Raw genomic sequence first — 19661 nt, 5'->3', positions numbered from 1 at the left:
TCGCGCTCTCTCGAGGCGTCCGAGAGCGCGTCAGGGCGTGCGCTGCGGCACGGGCTGCGCGACCGTCACCGCCGCGGGAGTCACGACCTCGCTGTACGCGACCGCGCCATAGGGGTCCTCGGCGCGGGCGTACCACGCGGCGGCGACCGCCTCGCCCTCGGCGCTGACCGAGCTGCCGGACGCGACGTCGCTGAACTCCGCGATCACCTCGTCGGTGAGGACGTCGACACGCACCGCATCGGCCGTCAGGACCTTGGGCGACACCGTGATGCCCGCCTGCGCGTAGGGGATCTCGAACTCCTGGTGGTGGTCCGACAGCGAGGGGTGGACCGCGGAGTAGTCCTCGAGGTGGTCGGAGTAGGTCCGCACCAGGATGCGCTGGCCGTCGTTGTCGAAGTGGAGCAGTCGCAGGTAGCCCTCGCCGCCGTTCGGCAGGTCCTGATAGTCGAACAGCATGGACGTCACCGCCCGGTCGGGCGTGCCGTCGCCGTCGTCGTCGAAGCGATCGAGCCGCGTGAAGGCGTCGTGATAGTGCCCGCTCATCACCATGCGGACGTTGGGGTTGGTCGCCACCACCTCGTCGTGGATGCGCTGCGGGATGATGCCCAGGCCGCCGGTGGTGAGCATGTACTCGTGGAGCGCGAGCACCGCGACCCTCTCGGGGTGACGCGCGAGCACCTCGTTGAGCCACGCGATCTGCTCGTCCGCGGCGCCCCAGCCCATGTAGACGAACATGAGGTCGACGCCGCCGGCGGTGACGAGGTCGTAGTGGCCGCGGTTGTCCTCGTGCGAGCCGCCGAACCAGGGCCGATGCGCGAAGCGCTGGTCGCCGAACCATCGGGAGAAGTCGGTGTAGTCGTTGGTCTGCTGGTCGACGTCGTGGTTGCCGGCGAGCACGCCGTACGGCAGGTCGGCCTCGTCGAGCGGGGCGTAGGCCTCCTCCGCGCGCAGCCACTGGGCCTCGTCCGCGGACAGGTCGACGATGTCGCCGGTGTGCACCATGTACTGGAGGTTGAGCGCCTCGCGCCGCTCGAGCAGGAAGTCGTGGATGGACAGCTGCCGGTCGAAGATGTCCGCGCGGGCGTTGTAGTACTGGGTGTCCGACTCCCACGCGATGGTGAAGTCGTACTGGTCGCGCGGGGTGTCGTCCGGGTGGTGAGGGGCCACCGCGCTCTCCCGCGTCGTAAGGTCGGCCCCGGCGTACCCGTCCGAGTGCTGGACGAGCGCGGTCACCACGCCGTCGCGCGCGTGGTCGCCCACGCTCACCACGCCGTCGAGCGCGACGTCCTGCTGGCCGTCACCCGCGGGCGTGACGACGGAGTCCGCCTCGACCCACGCCTGGCCCGCGGCGTCGAGCACCCGCAGCGTCACGCGCGCGCCGGCGTTGGCGGTGCCGTCCCACCGCAGCCGCACGCTCGCCGCCTCCGACCCGGCCGGAACCCGCGCCTCGACCAGCTGGTACGGCAGGCCGCCGTCCGCCTCGACCGCGACGACCCCGGAACCCGGTGCCGCGAGCGCCTCGAACTCCGCGGTGGATGCTGCCCGCGCCTCGGGCCGGTCCACGGCCGCAGCGTCAGGAGTGGTGCCGGAGGACACCGTCACCTCCGCGCCGAGCGCGAGCGCCCGGCCGCGCGCGAACGTCACCTCCACCGCGTCGCCCTCGACGTCGGTGGCGGTCGCGTGGAGCGACCCTTCCTCGCCGGTCGCGGAGATCGCGGGAAGCTCGTGCGGCACCGAGAACGGCACCGTCACCGACGCCGCGTTGCCCTCGCGATCGGTGGCCGTCGCAGTGAGCACGTGATCGCCGGGCTCCCCGGTCAGCGACGACGCCGTGACCGGCAGCGTGACCGCGCGGCCATCGAGCGTCGCCGCGACCTCGTCGACTCCCGAGCCGGCATCGCTCGCCACGACGTCCAGCTCCACCTCGCCGCGGATGGTGGTCCCGGCGACGATGGAGGGAGCGAGCACGGGCGCGGTGTTGTCCACCTCAAGGCCCAGCGTCGCCTCGGCGCTGCCGGCGCGCGCCGTGACCCGGTGCGGCCCATCCGCGCCGTCGCCGGTCTCCCACGAGTACGCGACCGCCGTGAACGCGGAGGCGGGGACGACGAAGGTAGCCGCGAGCGCATCGGTCGCCCGGGCGCCGTCGCCGACGGCGACCCACGCGCTCGGGTCGCGCCCCTGCACCGGTCGCACCACGCCTCCGTCGGGGAGGACCAGCCGCACGTCGCTCACGGCGAAGTCGTCGTTGCCCTCGTGGGAGTCCGGGCCGGTGGCGGCCTTGGTGCCGGACACGATCGACACCGTGAACGGCTCGCCCGGACGCACCGCCGTGAGGGGCACGCGGGTCTCGATGGTCCGCTGGTCGCCGTAGGTGCCCACATCGAAGACGCCGAGCACGCGGTCACCGAGCATCACGCCGTTGCGGAAGTAGTCGTCGGTGAGGGTCGCCTCGAACGCGAGGATCGGCTCGTGCGCGAGCGCCGGCTCGGCGGCGACGTCGGCGCCGTCGACGCTGAGAGCCAGCGGCTCGTCGAGGACCGTGGATGCCACCACCGTCGTGGTGCCGGTCACGGCCGCCCCGTCGCGCGACGCGTCCCGGATCATCACCGGCTGGATCGCCTCGGAGGCCACCCACGGCGCGGCCTCGGCGGGGGACGAGTCGACGTGGCGCAGCGTCACCGCGGGAGAGTCGGCGGCGCTCACGATGGTGTGCACCTCGGTCGCGGTCTCGGCGAAGCCGTCCGTCGCGGTGATGCGGTAGTGGATCTCCTCGCGGGCCATGGTCTCCGAGGCGCCGAGGGTGATGTGGGCGATCCCCAGCTCGTCCGTCTCGAGGCGGCGCGCGCGCACCTCGGGGTCGAGGTCGCTCCACCACTCCACGACCAGCCCGCGCAGCAGGCCGTCGTCTTCGGACCACGCCTCGAGCTCCACGGGCCTGCCCGGGACGAACGCCTGACGGGGCTCGTGAGCGAGCATCGGCGGGTCTCCCGCCGGCGGCGGCGCGACGGCGGGGCCGGTCTGCGACGGGTCCACCACCCCCGGCGACGCCGCGCTCAGCCCACGGGAGGGCTGGGGCGCGTGCGCATCGGCCGTGTGCCCGTAGTGCATGCCGCGGCCGCTCGCCGTGTCCGTGTCGCCGTCCAGGTTGTAGTACGCCCGGGAGACCGACAGCCCCGCCCGCGTGACCACCTCGATGCCGCGCATGGCGCCGTTCGCCATGCCCGGACCCTCGACCCCGACGATGCTCGCGCCGGCCACGAGCGACGTGCCATACGCGGCGTTGAAGTCGGGGACCGTGAGCGCCGCGTTCGCGGGGGTGCGCACCCACAGCACGAGCGCGTCCCCGGGTTCGAGCACGGGACTCGCGCCGACGGTCGGCCAGTGGTGGTGCGTCCGTGTCGACAGGTCGGCCAGCGGCGTCACGTAGCGCACCGCGAAGTCCGCCCAGTCGAGCGGCGCGTCCGACGCGTTGACTACCTCGATGAACTCGTAGGCATCGGTCCCGGCGATGTTCGCGCTGTCCGCCGCGATCTCCGTCACCTGGACGATCGGGTCGAAGCGTTCGGGCTCGGGGATGGGCCGCAACGGCAGCAGCGCCGATGCGCTCGCCGGGGCCCCGAGCGACGTCGCCGTCGTCGCGGCGAGGGTCGCGAGCGCCACCGCAGCGGTGCGGCGGAACAGGTGGCGGGGCGGGAGGGGGGCGAGTACGGCTCGGAAGAACATCGCGCGTCGGCTCCTTGGCGACCCCGGCGGCGTCTCCGCCGGCGCCGGACGCGCCCATGCCAGCCTCTCGGAGGGCCCTGGTCAAACTCCGCCGGGCCCGATCGCCGGAGTTTCACACGACGTTCAGCGCCGCGTCACGCGCGGGGGCCCGCGTTCACCGCGGGTTTGCCTCGCTCAGTCGCGCGGACCGCCGCACGTCGCCGTGCTCCCGAGGCGCACGCCGTGGGCGTCCTCGAGCACCGCGACGGCCCGCTCCACCTCGGCCGCCCGCTGCTCGGGCGACCAGGCGAGGGTGCCGGCAAGCGCATCGGCCGTCCTGTCGACGACCGCCGCGGTGACGCGACCCGTGAAGGCGAGGGTCGTGCGCCGCAGGAGCACGTCGTCGACGCGACGGACGTGCTCGGCTCGGGCCAGGAAGTCGACCTCGCGGGCCGTGAGCTCGGTGCCGGCGATGGGCTCGTCGGGACCCGCGGCGCAGTGCTCGGCGACCTGCTGCGCGCGCGTGCCGTAGCGGGCGAAGAGCACCTCGCGGCGCGGCTCGGGCACGCCGGCCAGGCGCTCGTCGAGCCACGCGGCGCGCCGCTCGGGGCCGCGCGGGTAGCGCTTCGCGCCGCCGATGGGCTCGCGCAGCGTGTGCCGCCGGCGCGGCAGGTCGAGGACGCCCAGGATCTCGTCCGTGACGCGCTCGCCCAGGGCGCGGAAGGTGGTCCACTTGCCGCCCACGATCGTCACCAGCTCGCGACCCGACGCGTCCTGCTCGCGCTCGACGCGATAGTCGCGCGAGACCGCGCCCGGCTTGGCGTCCCCGGCGGCGGGCAGCGGCCGGATCCCGGCGAAGCGGTAGACGATCTGCTCGCGCGTCACCGGGATGTCCGGGAACACGAGCCCCACGAGCTCGAGGAAGTAGTCCACCTCCTCGTCGGTGCACCGGGCGGGCTCGCGGGGGTCGGCGGGGATGTCGGTGGTGCCGATCATGACGCGGCCGTGCAGCGGGTACACGAGCACGATGCGCCCGTCGGGGTGCTCGAAGAAGATCTCGTGGCCGTTGGTCGCGTCGAGCAGCGCCGGGTTGTCGACGACGATGTGGGATCCCTTGGTGCCGCCCATGAACGCCGACGGGCGACCGAGGGCCGCGCCGGTGAGGTCGGCCCATGGTCCCGAGGCGTTGACGATCACGTCCGCGTCGAGGGAGGCCTCGGTGCCGGTGAGCAGGTCCCGCACCCGGACGCCGTCCGCGCCCATCGCGACCGCCTCCGTGTAGGTGAGGACCCGCGAGCGAGGGTTGGCGGCGAGTCCGTCGAGGACCAGGTCGACCGCGACCCGCTCGGGCTGGCCGACGGAGGCGTCGTAGTAGGTCGCGGTGTAGCGGATGTCGTCGGCCATCGCCGGGAAGCGCTCGTGGGTGCGGCGCGGGCCGTCGAACTCGTGGCGCGGCAGCCGGCCGGTGCGCCGCGAGTACGAGTCGTACAGGGTGAGGCCGAGCTTCGCGAGCAGCGCGCCTCGCTCCGTGCCGGCGGACGGCCGATGGCGCAGGACACGCAGCGGAGCCGCGACGATGCCCGAGAAGGTCCGGCGCAGCGGGATGGTGGTGGCCAGGGGGCGCACGTGGTGGGCGGCGGTGCGCAGCAGGGCGTTGCGCTCGCGCACCGACTCCTGGACCAGGCGCATCTCGCCATTCTCGAGGTAGCGCAGTCCTCCGTGCACCATGTGGCTCGACGCCGAGGACGCGCCCGAGGACAGGTCGCCGCGCTCGACAAGGATCGCGTCGACACCCTGCAGGCACAGGTCGCGGAAGGTCGCGATGCCGTTGATGCCGCCGCCGATGATGAGCACCGTCGTGCGGTCGTCGCCGCCGAGCCGAGGGCTGGGGCTGGGGTTGGGGCTGGGCGCGATCGTGGCGGGCGCCGCCTGGACGCCGTCGAGGTCGTTCGTCTGCTCTTCCACATGTCTATGATCAGGAGGCGTTGACCCTCGGTGCAACGCGAGTGCACGAATGTGCAAGGAGGCGACGATGCGCGATGAGAGCCCCGATGCCCGGCGGGCGCAGATCGCGCTGCGCGCCGCCCAGCTCTACTACATGCAGGACCAGACGATGGAGGCGATCGCGCGCGAGCTCGGCACCTCGCGGTCGTCGATCTCGCGCCTGCTCGCCCACGCCCGCGAGTCCGGGATCGTCGAGATCCAGGTGCACACGCCGGACCTGCACGTGGGGGAGCTCGAGCGACGCGTCTCCGACCGTCACCGGGTGCGGGCGCACATCATCCCCGTGCCGGACGTCGTGAGCGACGTCGAGCGCCTCGAGCGCGTCGCCATCCATGCCGCGCGTCTGTTCAGCGGCTTCGTGGACTCGAACATGGTCGTCGGCGTGGCGTGGGGCTCGACGCTCAGCGCGATCAGCAAGCACCTGCCGTCGCGGCCCACGCGCAACACCTCGGTCGTGCAGATGAACGGGGCCGGCAACACCCAGAGCACCGGCATCGAGTACTCGTCGGAGATCCTCGGGCGCTTCGGCCGCGCCTACCACGCACGCGTGCAGCAGTTCCCGGTCCCCGCGTTCTTCGACGATCCCGCGACGAAGGTCGCGCTATGGAAGGAGCGGTCGATCCGGCGCCTGCTCGACCTCCAGGCACGCATGGACGTCGCGATCTTCGGCATCGGCTCGCCGTTCGCGGAGGTGCCGAGCCAGGTCTACATCGGCGGCTACCTCAGCACGGCCGACTTCCGCAGCCTCAAGGACGACAAGGCGGTGGGCGACGTCGCCACCGTGTTCTACCGAGGCGACGGCTCGTCGGACGGCATCGCGCTCAACGCCCGCAGCTCGGGGCCGCGCCTGTCGACGCTGCGGCGAGTGCCGCGCCGCGTCTGCGTCGCCTCGGGGCCGCAGAAGCTCGCGGGCGTGCGCGGCGCGCTGGCCGGCGGGCTGGTGACGGACCTGGTGGTCGACGAGGCGCTCGCGCGCGGGCTCATCGCGAGCAGCTGAGCATCCGGGCGGCGCCGAGACACACGCCCGGTGCACATCGGTGCACGCCGTTGGCACGCGCACCCGGCGCCGCGTAGGTTGCCAGGTGAGTCACGCGACGAGCACGCGACGCAAGGGAGCTGATGTGACGTACATCGTGTCGATCGACCAGGGCACGACGAGCACCAGGGCGATCGTCTTCGACGCGCGCGGCACGGTGGTCGCCTCGGGACAGTTCGAGCACCGCCAGCACTTCCCCGAGCCCGGCTGGGTCGAGCACGACCCGTTGGAGATCTGGGAGAACGTCAGGGAGGCCGTGGGCTTCGCGATGGCGAAGGCGAGCGTCACGCGCCACGACGTCGCCGCCGTGGGGATCACCAACCAGCGCGAGACCGCGGTGGTGTGGGACCCCGCGACCGGCGAGCCCGCGTACAACGCCGTGGTCTGGCAGGACACCCGTACCCAGCCGGCGATCGACGAGCTCACCGAGCGCCACGGTCGGGACGCCTTCGTCCAGACCACCGGCCTGCCGCTCGACGCCTACTTCTCGGCGTCCAAGTTCCGGTGGATCCTCGACCACGTCGAGGACGGCCAGGCCCGCGCCGAGCGCGGCGAGCTGCTGTGCGGCACCATCGACAGCTGGGTGCTGTGGAACCTCACCGGCGGGCCCCAGGGCGGCGTGCACGCCACGGACGTCACCAACGCGAGCCGCACCCTGCTCATGGATCTCAGGACCCGCGACTGGTCCGACGAGATGCTCGAGGTGTTCGGGCTGCCGCGGGCGTGTCTGCCCGAGATCCGGCGGTCCTCCGACGCCTTCGGTCGCGCGGCGCAGTCGAGCCTGCTGCGCGAGGTGCCCATCACCGGGGTGCTGGGCGACCAGCAGGCGGCGACCTTCGGCCAGGCGGCGTTCCGCGAGGGCGAGTCGAAGAACACCTACGGCACGGGCAACTTCGTGCTCCTCAACACGGGCGGCGAGCCCGTGTTCTCCGACAACGGCCTCATCACGACGGTCGCCTACGAGCTCGACTCGGGCGAGCTGGCGTACGCGCTCGAGGGCTCGATCGCCGTGACCGGGTCCCTCGTGCAGTGGCTGCGCGACTCGCTGGGCATCATCGCCTCGGCGGCCGAGGTCGAGACGCTCGCACGTCGCGTCGACGACGCCGGCGGGGTGGTGCTGGTCCCGGCGTTCTCCGGACTGCTCGCGCCGCACTGGAGGCCGGACGCTCGCGGCGCGCTGCTGGGCATCACCCGCTTCACCACGCACGATCACATCGCCCGCGCGGCCCTCGAGGCCGTCGCGTGGCAGTCGCGCGAGGTGCTCGACGCGATGGTCGCGGACACCGGCGTCCCGCTGACCGAGCTCAAGGTCGACGGCGGCATGGTGGTCAACGACCTGCTCATGCAGGTGCAGGCCGACGCGTTGGGCGTTCCCGTCGTGCGACCCGAAGTGTCCGAGACCACGGCGCTGGGCGCCGCGTACGCCGCGGGCCTGGCGGTCGGGTTCTGGTCCGGGCTCGACGAGCTCCGAGAGCTGTGGCGCGAGGGCAGGCGCTGGGAGCCCGCGCTCGGCGAGGAGCAGCGCGAGGCAGAGCTGGCCCAGTGGCGCAAGGGCGTCGACCGGTCGCTCGGCTGGGTCTCCTCACCGTATCCACCCACGCCCGCGGACGTGCGCCTCAGCGCACGAACCAGTCTCCCGACGCGATCTCCGGCAGACCGTCGATGAGCGCTCCGGCGCCGGCGACGTAGAGCCAGCCCCAGCATCGGCGCCCCTCGATCGGGTCATCGAACGCGGTCGCGACCCGCTCGTAGTTGTTCACCGTGCCGCCGATGACGAAGTCCTCGAGGGCGTCGAGGTCGCGTCGCAGCCGCAGCCGCGCCGATGCGCTGGCCGGCGGCCGCACGACGTCCACGACGATCCGCTGGTCGGCGCGTCCGGGGGTGATGTACGGGTATCCGCGGGGAGAGTCGAGCATGGTGAAGCCCGTCAGCACCACACGGCCCTCGTGCGTCGCGCCGTGCCGCTCGACGCGGTGCACGTTGGAGCCGCCGGGCCGCAGGGTCCCGTAGACGAGGTAGGGAAGGTCGAGTCCCGCGTCGAGCGCGGGGGGCGGGTCGAGGCTCACACGTCAGATCGTGCCAGGCCGCCGGCTCGTCGCCCGGGAAGCGGGCTCAGTCGAAGGCGACGTCCGTGTCGCGCGGGTAGGCGCCCCGCGCGAGCTTCACGAGGTGGGCGTGCGCGTACTCGCAGACCAGCGCATGCCGGTAGACCATCTGCGGCACGTCGACGTTGGAGTCCATCCACAGGCTCATGCCGCCCATCTTCCAGTGGCGGAAGGTGGTGTCGTCGCACACCAGCGACAGGATCTCCAGGAACGAGTCGTCGAAGCGGATCGAGTGCACCGCACGGCGGTACTCCTCGACGGTGAGCGCCATCGCGAACGGGATGTTCATGAGGCACAGCGCCGTCTGGATGTCGAGACGGAACAGGCGCCGCCGGCCCCGCTCGGCGTCGAGCGCCGGGATGTCGAGCTGCGCGAAGTCGAGCTGCTCGGGCCGGGTGAGATCCACGTGGTCGAGCGCGATGAGGACGTCGTACACGTTGACGTCGTGCTCGACGACGGCCTGGTCGCCCAGGCCGGCGAGGGTGGTCGGGCGGAGCGTCACCGGCTCCATGTCGACCGGGGTGTTGCGGATGATGAAGTTGACGAGGTTGGTCTCGATCACGAAGTGCCGCAGCAACAGGTCGACCGCGTCGGGAGACACCCCGCGACGCAGGAACCACACGCACAGCCAGTCCATCATCGCCAGCGGCATCCAGCGGAAGGGCAGCACGCGCTTGACGATGGAGACCAGCGCGATCGCGACCCGCGACAGGATCCGTACCACCGGGTAGAGCCAGCGCCGCGACAGCCGGCGCTGATCGTCGATGATCTGGCTCACCACCGCGCGGTCCAGCGGGACCGACGGATCCGCGTGGACGGCGTCCCACATGCTCGGGTCGGAGCGGGGCGAGGCGCTCACGTCAGCTGTCCAACTCCTCGAGCTGGAGCACGTACAGCCGCGCGACCACCTCGGCGCAGCGGACGATCTGGTCCGCCGCCTCGTCGTCGATCATCCCGGAGGTGAGGATCGCCTCGAGGTTGCCGGTGTGCTCGCTGTCCGCCTCCTGGTGGTAGACCATGAAGTGCACCTGGTTGTCGGCCAGCCCCAGCACCTCCTGGAAGCGCCGCGCCCAGCCGGCGGCGCGCTGCGCGCCCAGCCCCTCGATGATGAACATCGCGCCCAGCAGGCCCACGGGGTTGGGCTGCGAGGCGGCGTGGAACATGTAGCCCGACAGCGCCTCGGAGCCGATGTTCTTGCGGCCGGCGCGCAGCTCCTCGAGCGTGCCGCCCACGGCCACGTAGTCCCGCTCGATCATGAGGTAGTCGCGGTGCTCCTCCTGCGCGTGGCTGATCGCCGCGGTGCGCAGCGCGAAGTGGTCGATGTCGAAGCTCGCTGCGGCCCGCGAGATCCACGGCGAGCCGTCGACCACCTGCTGGCGGAGGTTGAACAGCAGGCGCCGGTAGTCCTCGATGGTCACGGTGCCCTCGGCGAGGCGCCGCAGGATCGGCACCTCCTCCAGGCGGCGGTCGAAGGCGTCCCACACGGTGGCGAGGCGCTCGGCGAGGCTCGCGGTGGCGGGCGCTGCGGAGGTGGCGGTCATGTCAGGCTCCTTGCTCGTGGGGCGCGGTCGACGGCGTGTCGGCCGATGCGGTGACGGCCGACGCCGCGACGCCCCGGGTGGGCGCCGCCGCTGGTGCGCCCGGAGGCGCGACGACGGTCAGGTGGGCGAAGGCGAAGGAGAACCGCGCGGACTCGGGCACGGCCAGCAGCACGGTCTCGCCAGGCCGGAAGCGCCCGTCGTGCCAGGCCTCCTCCAGCGCGATGAAGATGCTCGCGGTGCCGGTGTTGCCGCGCGTCTCGAGGTTCGAGAACCAGCGGTCCGTGTCGAGGGTCGGGATCCGGCGGCGGATGCCCTCGAACGCGAGGTCCCGGAAGCGGTTGGTGCTGTAGTGGCACACCACGTGGTCGAGCCTGCGCATGTCGATGAGCCCCGTGTCGACCAGCTCCTCGAACTGGCTGATGCCCGCCTCGGCGAGCTGGTCGAGAACGCCGATGTCCTGGCGCAGGACGAACATCCCGGCCGCCTGCGCATCGGCGATGTCCACGTCCTGCCACGTGGCACCCACGACGGCCTCGAGGCCGTCCATGCCGGAGCGCATGCAGACCTCGTGGTCGTGCGCGAGCGACACGTGGCGCACCCAGTCGATCCGCAGGGAGGCCTTGGTGGGGTGGGGTTGGAACTCGACGATGGCGGCGCCAGCGCCGTCGGACAGCATCCACCGCAGGAAGTGGGAGTCCATGCGCGCGTTCACGCCGTCGAAGCGGCGCTGGCGCAGGCTGCGGCTGGGCAGCTCCGAGCCGACCACCGCGGCGACCGGGTGGTCGCCCAGGCGGATCTTCGCGGCCGCCGCGTCGAGGGCGGCGAGGCTCGAGGCGCACACGCCCTGGGCGGTCAGCACCTGCATCGGCCCTCCGCCCAGGCGGCCGTGGACCATCGACCCGAACCCCGGCACGAGGGCGTCGCCCATGGTGGTCGCGCACGCGAGCATCCGGAGGTCGCGGGCGTCGATGCCGCGGTCGTCGAGGGCGGCGCGGAGCGCCTTCACGGCGAGCTCCTCGTTCAGCTCGGTGGGCTCGCCGCGCTCGTCGAGCGCGTAGTGGCGCTGACGGATGCCGTTCTCCTCGAGCACCATGCGGCGGATGCGGTCCGTGACGCGGTCGTCGCCTCCGAGGCGACTGACGATGCCGTCGTTGTCGACAGGATCGCCCGGCAGGTACCGCCCGAACCCGGTGAGGTAGGCAGTCGCTGTCATGGTCAGACGATAGCCGGGAGGCGGGCCAGCGCCCTGTATTCCACAGGCACGGCGTCCGCGGTCAGATGGTGGAGCCTATGGGACTCGAACCCATAACCCCCTGCTTGCAAAGCAGGTGCGCTACCAATTGCGCCAAGGCCCCCAGCGAGTGGGATCAGAACTCGTGGTGAACATCATCCCAGATGTCGCGCTTCGCGTCACGGGCAAGCGACCCGTACACCAGCGCGACCGCCGCGATCACTGCGGCGAGGACGACGATCTTCTTCATTCGACCACCTCGGTGGGCCCAGGAGGACTTGAACCTCCGACCTCTTCGTTATCAGCGAAGCGCTCTAACCGCCTGAGCTATGGGCCCGTTGCGGCTAAAGCCGCGGCGACCAACGATACCCCACGCGCGGGCGCCGAACAAAACCGGCCGCCTCGCCGCGGGGTGGTGGCCGCGATCAGTCGTCGGTGAGGGTGACGTAGACGCCACCCACGACCTTCGACACGGTGTTGTACAGCAGCGCGCCGAGCGTCGACAGCGCGGTGAGCAGCACCACGTTGACGACCGCGACGAGGGTCGCGCCGGCGATCCACTTGTTGAGCTCGAAGGCCGGCAGGATGTTGACCTGGCTCTCGGTGGTGAACAGCTCCTGGACCCAGTCGTTCGCGAGCGCGAACAGCTCGAGGCTGTTCATGGTCGACCAGATCACGTAGACCGCGACGACCGTCATGATGCCGAGCGCGACCGACAGCAGGAAGCCCATCTTGAGCGCGGACCACGGGTCGATCCGCGACACGAGGACGCGGGCCTTGCGGGGGCCGCCCTTGTGCGTCGACGCGGCGATGTCGTCGCCCGCCGTCAGGTCGTCCTTGGCCTTCACGGCGAAGCCCTTGAGCTTGTCGAAGCCGGCACCGACCGTGGCGCCCACGGTCGCGCCGCCGAGGAACGAGTGCTGCTCGCCGGCGGCCTGCTCGGTCGACACCGGGTGGGAACCCGTCGTCGGCTGCGCGCCGGTCACGGGCTGCGCGCCCGTCGTGGGCTGGGTGCCCGTGGTGGGCGGCGTCGCGGTGGTGGGCTCGCTCCCGGTCGTGGGCGCCTGCGAGGGCGCCGCCGACGGCGCGGACGTGGGGGCATTCACGGGGGCGAAGGGGGAGCGAGCCGGCGCCTGCGTGCTCGCGGTCGACTGGGAGCCGGAGGCGGGCTGCTGGGCGGGTGCGGCGTACGGAGAGGTCGCCTGCTGACCCGACGTCGGCATCTCGCCGGTGATCGGACGCAACGACGAACGCTGCGGACGCCCGGCGGCCGCGCCGTCGCTCGCCGGCTGCGGCGTGAAGGTCGAGCTGGTGCCCGACGATGCGCGGTTGTCCGCGTTCATGACATCTCCTCCTCGCCCACGCGCACGCGTGGACAATGTGTCAAGGGTACTTGAGGCCTGTGCTCATGCGTCGCCGGGCATCGTCACCGGCGCTGGCCGAGGGTTCGCACCACGGTACCTGAGTCGCGCGGCATTGGCGAGAGTCCCAGGTGAGGGCCGATGCGCGCCTGTCCGTCACGCTGCCCCCTCGGCTCGGTACCTTGTCACCATGGGGAACGCACCTGCCACGCCGTCCGTCGCCGACGATGAGGCCTCCGAGCCCTCGCTCGTCGCCCGCATCTGGGCCCTCGTGCGGTCCGCACCGGGGACGCTCGCGCTGTCCGCGCTCATCCTCGTGGGGGGCATCGTCTCGGGCGCCCTGTGGACGCCCGCGGAGGACTCCGGGCTGCTCGACACGTGGGGCTGGGGACTGCCGGCCTTCGAGGAGGGCCGCTGGTGGACGATCCTCGGCGGCGTGCTCATCAGCCCCACACCGTGGATGTACCCGCTCATCATCGGGCTCTTCGTGGTCGGCGCCGGGTTCCTCGAGAGCCGCTACGGATTCCTGCGCATGGCGGCCGTCACGGTCGGATGCCACATCGTCGCGGTGCTGACCGTCGCCGGCATCCTCTGGTCGCTCCAGGGGACCTCCCTCGAGTGGGCCCAGGAGCTCGGCGACGTGCTCGACGTGGGCGCCTCCAACATGGCGTTCGGAGCGATCGGCGCGATGACGGCCGCGCTGCCGCTGCTGTGGCGCCGGCGCGTGCGCCTCATCGGCATCCTGTACTCGATCGCGATGATCCTGTGGGCGGGAGAGATCTGGGATCTCACGCACGCCGTGGCCTTCGCCGCGGGCCTGGCGGTCGGACCGTGGGCCGTGCGACGCGCCTACGAGCGCCCGCAGCTGCACTGGGGCGGGCAGGAGACGCGCGACGTCGCGGCGATCATCCTCGCGTTCAGCGCGCTGCAGTCGCTGCTGGCGCGCGTGTGGCCCGGCGAGGGCGGCCTGCTGTCGTTCGGCCACCCCGAGGTGTCGGACTACACGATGCTCGGCGAGGTCGGCTGGGCGATCATCCAGCTGCTGCTGGCCTTCGCCATCCACCGCGGCAGCCGCTTCGCGTGGTGGTTCGTCGTCGTCGGCACCGGCTTCGTCGTGCTCGCCGGCAGCGCCGCCATCCTCGTCGGCGAGACCTCGGCGAGCTTCTGGGTGGACTACGGCCTCGAGGTGGCGCTCTTCGTGGTCCTGCTCGTGGGCCGCAAGCACTTCGCGGTGCGCGGGGCGAAGGGTGCGCGGGCGCGGATCTGGCGCCGCATCGGCATCGCCGCGGCCGCCGTGATGGTCGGCACCACGGCCGCGATCATGGCGCTCGGCTCGTCGTTCGACCACCAGCCCACGTGGAGCGAGGCGCTCGCGACGTCGTTCTCCCGCATCCTCGGCGACTCGGACGACGGTCTGCAGCCGGAGACCACCGCGGCGCGCGTGCTGCTGTCCGTGATCGGCCTGCTCTGGTACGCGATCATCGCGGTGTCGATCGCCGGCCTGCTGCTGACCTCGCGCAGGCCCGAAAACGTCGCCGAGGCGCGCGACCGCTTCATCGAGCTGCAGGTGGAGCGCACCGGAATGTCGAGCATCGGCTACATGGCGCGCTGGCCCGGCATCACGCACTGGGTGAGCGAGGACGGCGAGGCGGCGTGGGGCTTCAAGCTGGTGGGCAACACGGCGGTCGTGCTCGGCGATCCGGCGGGCGGCACGGACGCCGTGGCGGCGCACGCGACCGAGTTCGCGGAGCACTGCCGCGCGCGCGGCTGGCGCGAGGCCTACTTCGCGGTCAGCCCGGGCCTGCGCGAGGCGCTCGCGCAGCAGGGCCTCAAGGCGATCCAGGTCGCCGAGGACACCGTCATCCACCTGCCCGACCTCGAGTTCAAGGGCAAGGCCTGGCAGGACGTGCGCTCCTCGCTCAACCGCGCGAACCGCGAGGGCGTCACCATGCGGGCCGTGCAGCTCGCGCAGGCGCCGCGCGGACTCAAGGACCAGCTCGAGGCCATCGAGGCGCAATGGGCCGGCGACAAGTCGCTGCCCGAGATGGAGTTCACGCTCGGCGGGCTCGACGAGGCGGCCGACCCGAACGTCGTCATGCACATCGCGGTCGACGAGGACGGCACCGTCCACGGCATGACCAGCTGGATGCCCGTGTACCGCGACGGCGACGTCGTGGGCTGGACCATCGACATCATGAAGCGTCGCCTCGACGACGGCGTCATGGGCGGAGTGATGGAGTTCCTCATCGCTCAGACCGCCCTCGACTTCAAGGAGGCGGGCTACGAGTTCATCTCGCTGTCGTGCGCCCCGCTGTCGTACTCGGGCGAGGTGGAGTCGAGCGTCGAGCGGCTGCTCGACATCCTGGCCGACCGCATGGAGCCGTACTACGGCTTCACGAGCCTCGAGCGGTTCAAGGCGAAGTTCAAGCCCGAGCACGTGCCCATGTACCTGCTGTACCGGGACGAGGCGCGCCTGCCGGCGATCACGGTCGCGATCCTGCGCGCCTACCTGCCGGACGCGACGGCGACCGACCTCATCCGGGCCGCCGCGCACCCGGGCGACTGACGGCGCGAGCCCAGCACGCGCATCGGCGCTCCTGGCGGTGGGTCAGTGGCCTGCGCCCAGGTGCCCGGTCATGCGTCCGTGGAACTGCTCGGACGCTTCGTTGAGGCCTTCGATGCGGGCCTCCTTGCCGTGCTGGGCGTACTTGAAGACCACGGAGTCCAGCGCCGCGACGGTGGAGGCGTCCCACACGTGGGAGCGGCTCATGTCGATCACCACGCGGTCGGGGTCGCCGGCGTAGTCGAACTGTGAGTACAGGTCGTTCGAGGACGCGAAGAACAGCTCGCCGGAGACCTCGTAGCGGCGTTCGCCGTCGACGGGCTCCGCGCCGGTGACGGTCGCGAGGTGCGCGACGCGGCGGGCGAACAGCACCGAGGCGAGCAGCACGCCGGCGACCACACCGTAGGCCAGGTTGTGGGTGGCGACCACGACGCCCACGGTCGTGACCATGACCGCGGTCTCCGAACGCGGCATCCGCTTCAGGGTCGACAGGCGAATCGAGTGCCAGTCGAACGTCGCCCACGACACGTAGATCATCACCGCGACCAGCGCGGCCATGGGGATCATCGCGACCACGTCACCCAGGGTCAGGATCAAGATCAGCAGGAAGATGCCCGCGGCCAGCGTCGACAGGCGGGTGCGCGCCCGGCCGGCCTTGACGTTGATCATCGTCTGGCCGATCATCGCGCAGCCACCCATGCCACCGAAGAACCCGGTGATGACGTTGGCCGCGCCCTGACCCCACGCCTCGCGGGTCTTGTCGGAGTGGGTGTCGGTGATGTCGTCGACGAGCTTGGCGGTCATGAGCGACTCCAGCAGACCCACCAGCGCCACGCCCAGCGCGTAGGGGAACACGATGCGCAGCGTCTCCATCGTCAGTGGCACATCAGGCAGGAACAGCGTCGGCAGGCCCTCGGGCAGCGCACCCTCGTCACCCACGGTCGGCACCGCGATCGCGAAGATCACCGTCACCAGCGTCACCAGCACGATCGCCACCAGCGGCGCGGGAACCACCTGCGTGAGGCGCGGCAGCAACGCGATGATCGCCAACCCCACCGCGACCAGCACGTAGACCACCCACGACACGTCCGTCAGGTGCGGCAGCTGCGCCATGAAGATCAGGATCGCCAACGCGTTGACGAAGCCGATCATCACCGACCGCGGGATGAACCGCATCAGCTTCGCGATGCCCAGCACCGCCAGCAGCACCTGCAGGATCCCGCCGAGGATTACCGCTGCGATCAGGTAGTCCAGCCCATGCTCACGGGCCAGCGGCGCCACCACCAACGCCACCGCGGCCGTCGCCGCGGAGATCATCGCCGGACGGCCACCCAGGAACGCGATCGCCACAGCCATCGTGAACGACGCGAACAGCCCCACCCGCGGATCCACGCCCGCGATGATCGAGAACGAGATCGCCTCAGGGATCAGCGCCAGCGCCACCATCAGTCCCGACACCAGCTCGGTGCGGTAGCGCGACAGCGGCATCCGCCACGACGACAACCGCCACAGCTCACCACCGTGGGTCACGTCAGGCACACCGGTCGCCGTACGGTCAGCGGTCCGGTCGGCCGATGCGCTGGCGGAGTCGTTCTCAGGAGTGGCAGTCATCATGTCCTCGGCAGGCGGGTGGAGCGGCGGATGTCCGTGCGCCAGTGCGGTCGGGGGCGGTGGGGGTTCAGCAGCGCCGATGCGCTGGCATGGCGAGAGCCCGGGCGAAGGCCCGGGCTCGTGCGTGGCGGCCGCCTGTGGCCGGGTCAAGGGTACCCGACCCCCGCATCGGCCCTCCGAACGGTCCCGCGGGACCCCGTCGCTGTCCCCCTCCGACGAAAGTGGGCCCAGTTTCATCGAGAACGGCCAGTAGTCGACGAAAGTGGGTCCATTTTCATGGAGAGGGGGCCAGGTGCGGACATGCATCGGCCGGACCGTCCTAGGGGGGTGGGGCGGCCCGGCCGATGGTCGATGACCGGTGGTGTCGCGTCAGAGCGACAGCCGGTGGCTGGTGCGATGCTCGCCGGCGCTCGCCGCCGAGATCCTGCGCATCAGTGTGCCAGGTCTCGGCGGCTCGCGCGACTACATCGCAGGGATTCTCCGTCAGACGTTCGCCGGCTCCCAGCCGGTGCCCGGCTCGCCGGCCTCGACCGGCGCGCCCTCGTCGGCCAGGTTGGCGCGCAGCGCCGCACCCAGATCCGCGTCCACGTTGGTCCAGTACTGGATCGCGCGCTCACGGATGTCGTCCGACTTCACCGCGCCCACGTGGCCGGTGATCTGCTCGAGGATGTGCGCCTTCTGCTGGTCGTTGAACACCTCGCGGTAGAGGGTTCCGGCCTGGCCGAAGTCGTCGTCCTCGGCGTGCAGCGTGGCCGCCGCCCGCACCATCGAGCCGTCCGACTCCCAGTTGCCCGCGTCACCGGCACGCTCGGCGTCGGCGTGCGCGCCGCCGCGCGAGTTGGGGGCGTACACCGGGGTGTCCGACGAGGCGAACGAGTAGCGCATCGCGCCGTCCTTCGCGTACGAGTGGCCGTGGGGGCTCGCGGCGTGCGCCGAGTTCACGGGCAGGTCGGCGTGGTTGGTGCCCACGCGGTAGCGGTGCGCGTCCGCGTAGGAGAAGATGCGCGCCATGAGCATCTTGTCGGGCGAGGGGCCGATGCCGGGGACGAAGTTCGACGGGGCGAACGTCGCCTGCTCGATCTGGGCGAAGTAGTTCTCGGGGTTCTTGTTGAGCTCCATGACGCCCACGTCGATCAGCGGGTAGTCGCCGTGCGGCCACACCTTGGTGAGGTCGAACGGGTTGAAGCGGTAGGTCTTCGCGTCCTCGTAGGGCATGATCTGCACCTTGAGGTCCCAGCGCGGGAAGTCGCCCTCGTCGATGTGCTCGTAGAGGTCGCGGATGTGGTGGTCGGCGTCCGAGCCCGCGAGCTGCGCGGCCTCGTCGATCGACAGGCCGTGCACGCCCTGCTGGCTCTTGAAGTGGTACTTCACCCAGAAGCGCTCACCCTCGGCGTTGATCCACTGGTACGTGTGCGAGCCATAGCCCTGCATCTCGCGCCACGAGCGGGGCAGGCCGCGCTCGCCCATGAGCCAGGTCACCTGGTGGGCGGACTCGGGCTGCAGGGTCCAGAAGTCCCACTGCATGTCGTTGTCGCGCAGGTGGGTGCCGGGCAGGCGCTTCTGCGAGCGGATGAAGTCGGGGAACTTGATGCCGTCGCGGATGAAGAACACCGGGGTGTTGTTGCCGACGAGGTCGTAGTTGCCCTCGGTCGTGTAGAACTTCAGCGCGAAGCCGCGGGGGTCGCGCCACGTGTCGGGCGAGCCGTTCTCGCCGGCCACCGAGGAGAAGCGCGCCAGCATCTCGGTCTCGACGCCGGGCTGGAAGAGCGCGGCGCGGGTGTAGTTCGCGATGTCGGGGTTCGTGACGGTGAACGTGCCGAACGCGCCGCCGCCCTTGGCGTGCACCACGCGCTCCGGGACGCGCTCACGGTTGAACTGGGCGAGCTTCTCGACCAGGTAGTGGTCGGTCAGCGCGGTCACGCCGTCGTTGCCGACGGTCTGCGAGTGCTGGTCCGACGCGACGGGGGCACCGGCGTTGGTGGTGGTGAACTTCTCGGTCACGATGACTCCTTTGTTGACAGAGGGGACGTGTCAGGGCGCCGCCACGACCGCGTCGACCGTGAGGGCCTTGCAGTCGGAGCAGATGCCCCAGAAGGTGACTTCGGCCTCGGCGAGGTCGAAGCCGCTGGTCTGGCTGGGCGTCAGGCAGGGCGCGTGGCCCGTGACGCAATCGACGTCGGCGACCGCACCGCATCGTTGGCACACGATGTGGTGGTGGTTGTCGCCCACGCGAAGCTCGTAGAGGCCGGGCTGGCCGGCGGGCTCGATGCGGCGGGCGAGGCCCGCGGCGGCGAGGTCGTTCAGGACGTTGTAGACGGCCTGGCGCGACGTGGTGGGGAGGGTGGCCTCGACCCGGGCGACCACCGCATCGGCTCCCGAGTGCGGCATGTCCGCGAGCGCGGCGATGACCGCCACGCGGGTGTCGGTGACCCGCAGCCCGGCCTCGCGCAGCAAGGCCGCGGCGTCGGGGGTGGTGGTCTCGATCACGGCATCCACGGTACGCGCTT

13 protein-coding genes and 2 tRNA genes are annotated in these 19661 nt (G+C 71.4%); 3 read left to right on the top strand and 12 right to left on the bottom strand.

Going from position 1 to position 19661, the window contains the following annotated elements:
• Positions 1-30 precede the first annotated feature (30 nt).
• On the bottom strand, positions 31-3723 hold the full coding sequence (locus tag B7K25_RS11940; RefSeq protein ID WP_084106290.1) for a metallophosphoesterase: 3693 nt from the start codon (positions 3721-3723) through the stop codon (positions 31-33).
• A gap of 174 nt (positions 3724-3897) precedes the next feature.
• Positions 3898-5667, bottom strand: coding sequence for a glycerol-3-phosphate dehydrogenase/oxidase (locus tag B7K25_RS11935; RefSeq protein ID WP_084106289.1), 1770 nt, complete (start codon positions 5665-5667; stop codon positions 3898-3900).
• A gap of 67 nt (positions 5668-5734) precedes the next feature.
• Between B7K25_RS11935 and B7K25_RS11930 the strand changes: the two genes are divergently transcribed.
• The gene (locus B7K25_RS11930) at positions 5735-6703 is read left to right on the top strand and encodes a sugar-binding transcriptional regulator (protein ID WP_144018997.1); all 969 of its coding nucleotides are present in this window, start codon (positions 5735-5737) and stop codon (positions 6701-6703) included.
• A 124-nt stretch (positions 6704-6827) separates the two neighbouring features.
• Positions 6828-8408: a glycerol kinase GlpK gene (glpK, locus tag B7K25_RS11925; protein WP_084106287.1), complete on the top strand. Its 1581-nt coding sequence runs from the start codon at positions 6828-6830 to the stop codon at positions 8406-8408.
• Here the strand turns inward: glpK and B7K25_RS11920 are convergent.
• The 7 genes from B7K25_RS11920 to B7K25_RS13875 all read right to left on the bottom strand — a co-directional run bounded on the left by B7K25_RS11920 (position 8359) and on the right by B7K25_RS13875 (position 12962).
• Positions 8359-8808 (bottom strand): gamma-glutamylcyclotransferase family protein, encoded by a 450-nt coding sequence (locus tag B7K25_RS11920; RefSeq protein ID WP_084106286.1) that lies wholly within the window; start codon positions 8806-8808, stop codon positions 8359-8361. The two genes, glpK and B7K25_RS11920, sit on opposite strands and share 50 nt — an antisense overlap.
• A 46-nt stretch (positions 8809-8854) precedes the next feature.
• Entirely contained in the window at positions 8855-9706 is an 852-nt protein-coding gene (locus tag B7K25_RS11915; protein ID WP_084106285.1) for a hypothetical protein, read from the bottom strand.
• Position 9707: 1 nt separating this feature from the next.
• Positions 9708-10388 (bottom strand): iron-containing redox enzyme family protein, encoded by a 681-nt coding sequence (locus B7K25_RS11910; RefSeq protein ID WP_084106284.1) that lies wholly within the window; start codon positions 10386-10388, stop codon positions 9708-9710.
• A 1-nt stretch (position 10389) separates the two neighbouring features.
• The gene (locus B7K25_RS11905) at positions 10390-11601 is read right to left on the bottom strand and encodes a 3-oxoacyl-[acyl-carrier-protein] synthase III C-terminal domain-containing protein (protein ID WP_084106283.1); all 1212 of its coding nucleotides are present in this window, start codon (positions 11599-11601) and stop codon (positions 10390-10392) included.
• A 66-nt stretch (positions 11602-11667) separates the two neighbouring features.
• Positions 11668-11743 (bottom strand) — tRNA-Ala (locus tag B7K25_RS11900).
• Positions 11744-11882: 139 nt separating this feature from the next.
• Positions 11883-11956 (bottom strand) — tRNA-Ile (locus B7K25_RS11895).
• 88 nt (positions 11957-12044) lie between these two features.
• Positions 12045-12962, bottom strand: coding sequence for a DUF3566 domain-containing protein (locus tag B7K25_RS13875; protein WP_234988240.1), 918 nt, complete (start codon positions 12960-12962; stop codon positions 12045-12047).
• A gap of 208 nt (positions 12963-13170) precedes the next feature.
• Between B7K25_RS13875 and B7K25_RS11885 the strand changes: the two genes are divergently transcribed.
• On the top strand, positions 13171-15546 hold the full coding sequence (locus B7K25_RS11885; RefSeq protein ID WP_084106282.1) for a bifunctional lysylphosphatidylglycerol flippase/synthetase MprF: 2376 nt from the start codon (positions 13171-13173) through the stop codon (positions 15544-15546).
• Between the two features lie 42 nt (positions 15547-15588).
• Here the strand turns inward: B7K25_RS11885 and B7K25_RS11880 are convergent, their stop codons facing one another.
• The 3 genes from B7K25_RS11880 to B7K25_RS11870 all read right to left on the bottom strand — a co-directional run bounded on the left by B7K25_RS11880 (position 15589) and on the right by B7K25_RS11870 (position 19638).
• Positions 15589-17031: a SulP family inorganic anion transporter gene (locus B7K25_RS11880; protein ID WP_144019000.1), complete on the bottom strand. Its 1443-nt coding sequence runs from the start codon at positions 17029-17031 to the stop codon at positions 15589-15591.
• Positions 17032-17637: 606 nt separating this feature from the next.
• Positions 17638-19155, bottom strand: coding sequence for a catalase (locus B7K25_RS11875; protein ID WP_084106281.1), 1518 nt, complete (start codon positions 19153-19155; stop codon positions 17638-17640).
• Between the two features lie 30 nt (positions 19156-19185).
• The gene (locus tag B7K25_RS11870) at positions 19186-19638 is read right to left on the bottom strand and encodes a Fur family transcriptional regulator (RefSeq protein WP_234988261.1); all 453 of its coding nucleotides are present in this window, start codon (positions 19636-19638) and stop codon (positions 19186-19188) included.
• Positions 19639-19661 lie beyond the last annotated feature (23 nt).

Source organism: Demequina sp. NBRC 110056, assembly GCF_002090155.1.
In the GTDB taxonomy this organism is placed as follows: Bacteria; Actinomycetota; Actinomycetes; order Actinomycetales; family Demequinaceae; genus Demequina.
Note: the sequence above shows the minus strand (reverse complement) of the source record. Positions and strands in the feature narration are given on the sequence as shown.

Bases quoted from the DNA above. Each gene is read 5' to 3' on its own strand.
- B7K25_RS13875 (WP_234988240.1), bottom strand. From the start codon at position 12,962: ATGAACGCGGACAACCGCGCATCGTCGGGCACCAGCTCGACCTTCACG.
- B7K25_RS11885 (WP_084106282.1), top strand. From the start codon at position 13,171: ATGGGGAACGCACCTGCCACGCCGTCCGTCGCCGACGATGAGGCCTCC.
- B7K25_RS11940 (WP_084106290.1), bottom strand. From the start codon at position 3,723: ATGTTCTTCCGAGCCGTACTCGCCCCCCTCCCGCCCCGCCACCTGTTC.
- B7K25_RS11930 (WP_144018997.1), top strand. From the start codon at position 5,735: ATGCGCGATGAGAGCCCCGATGCCCGGCGGGCGCAGATCGCGCTGCGC.
- B7K25_RS11905 (WP_084106283.1), bottom strand. From the start codon at position 11,601: ATGACAGCGACTGCCTACCTCACCGGGTTCGGGCGGTACCTGCCGGGC.
- B7K25_RS11880 (WP_144019000.1), bottom strand. From the start codon at position 17,031: ATGCCGCTGTCGCGCTACCGCACCGAGCTGGTGTCGGGACTGATGGTG.
- B7K25_RS11910 (WP_084106284.1), bottom strand. From the start codon at position 10,388: ATGACCGCCACCTCCGCAGCGCCCGCCACCGCGAGCCTCGCCGAGCGC.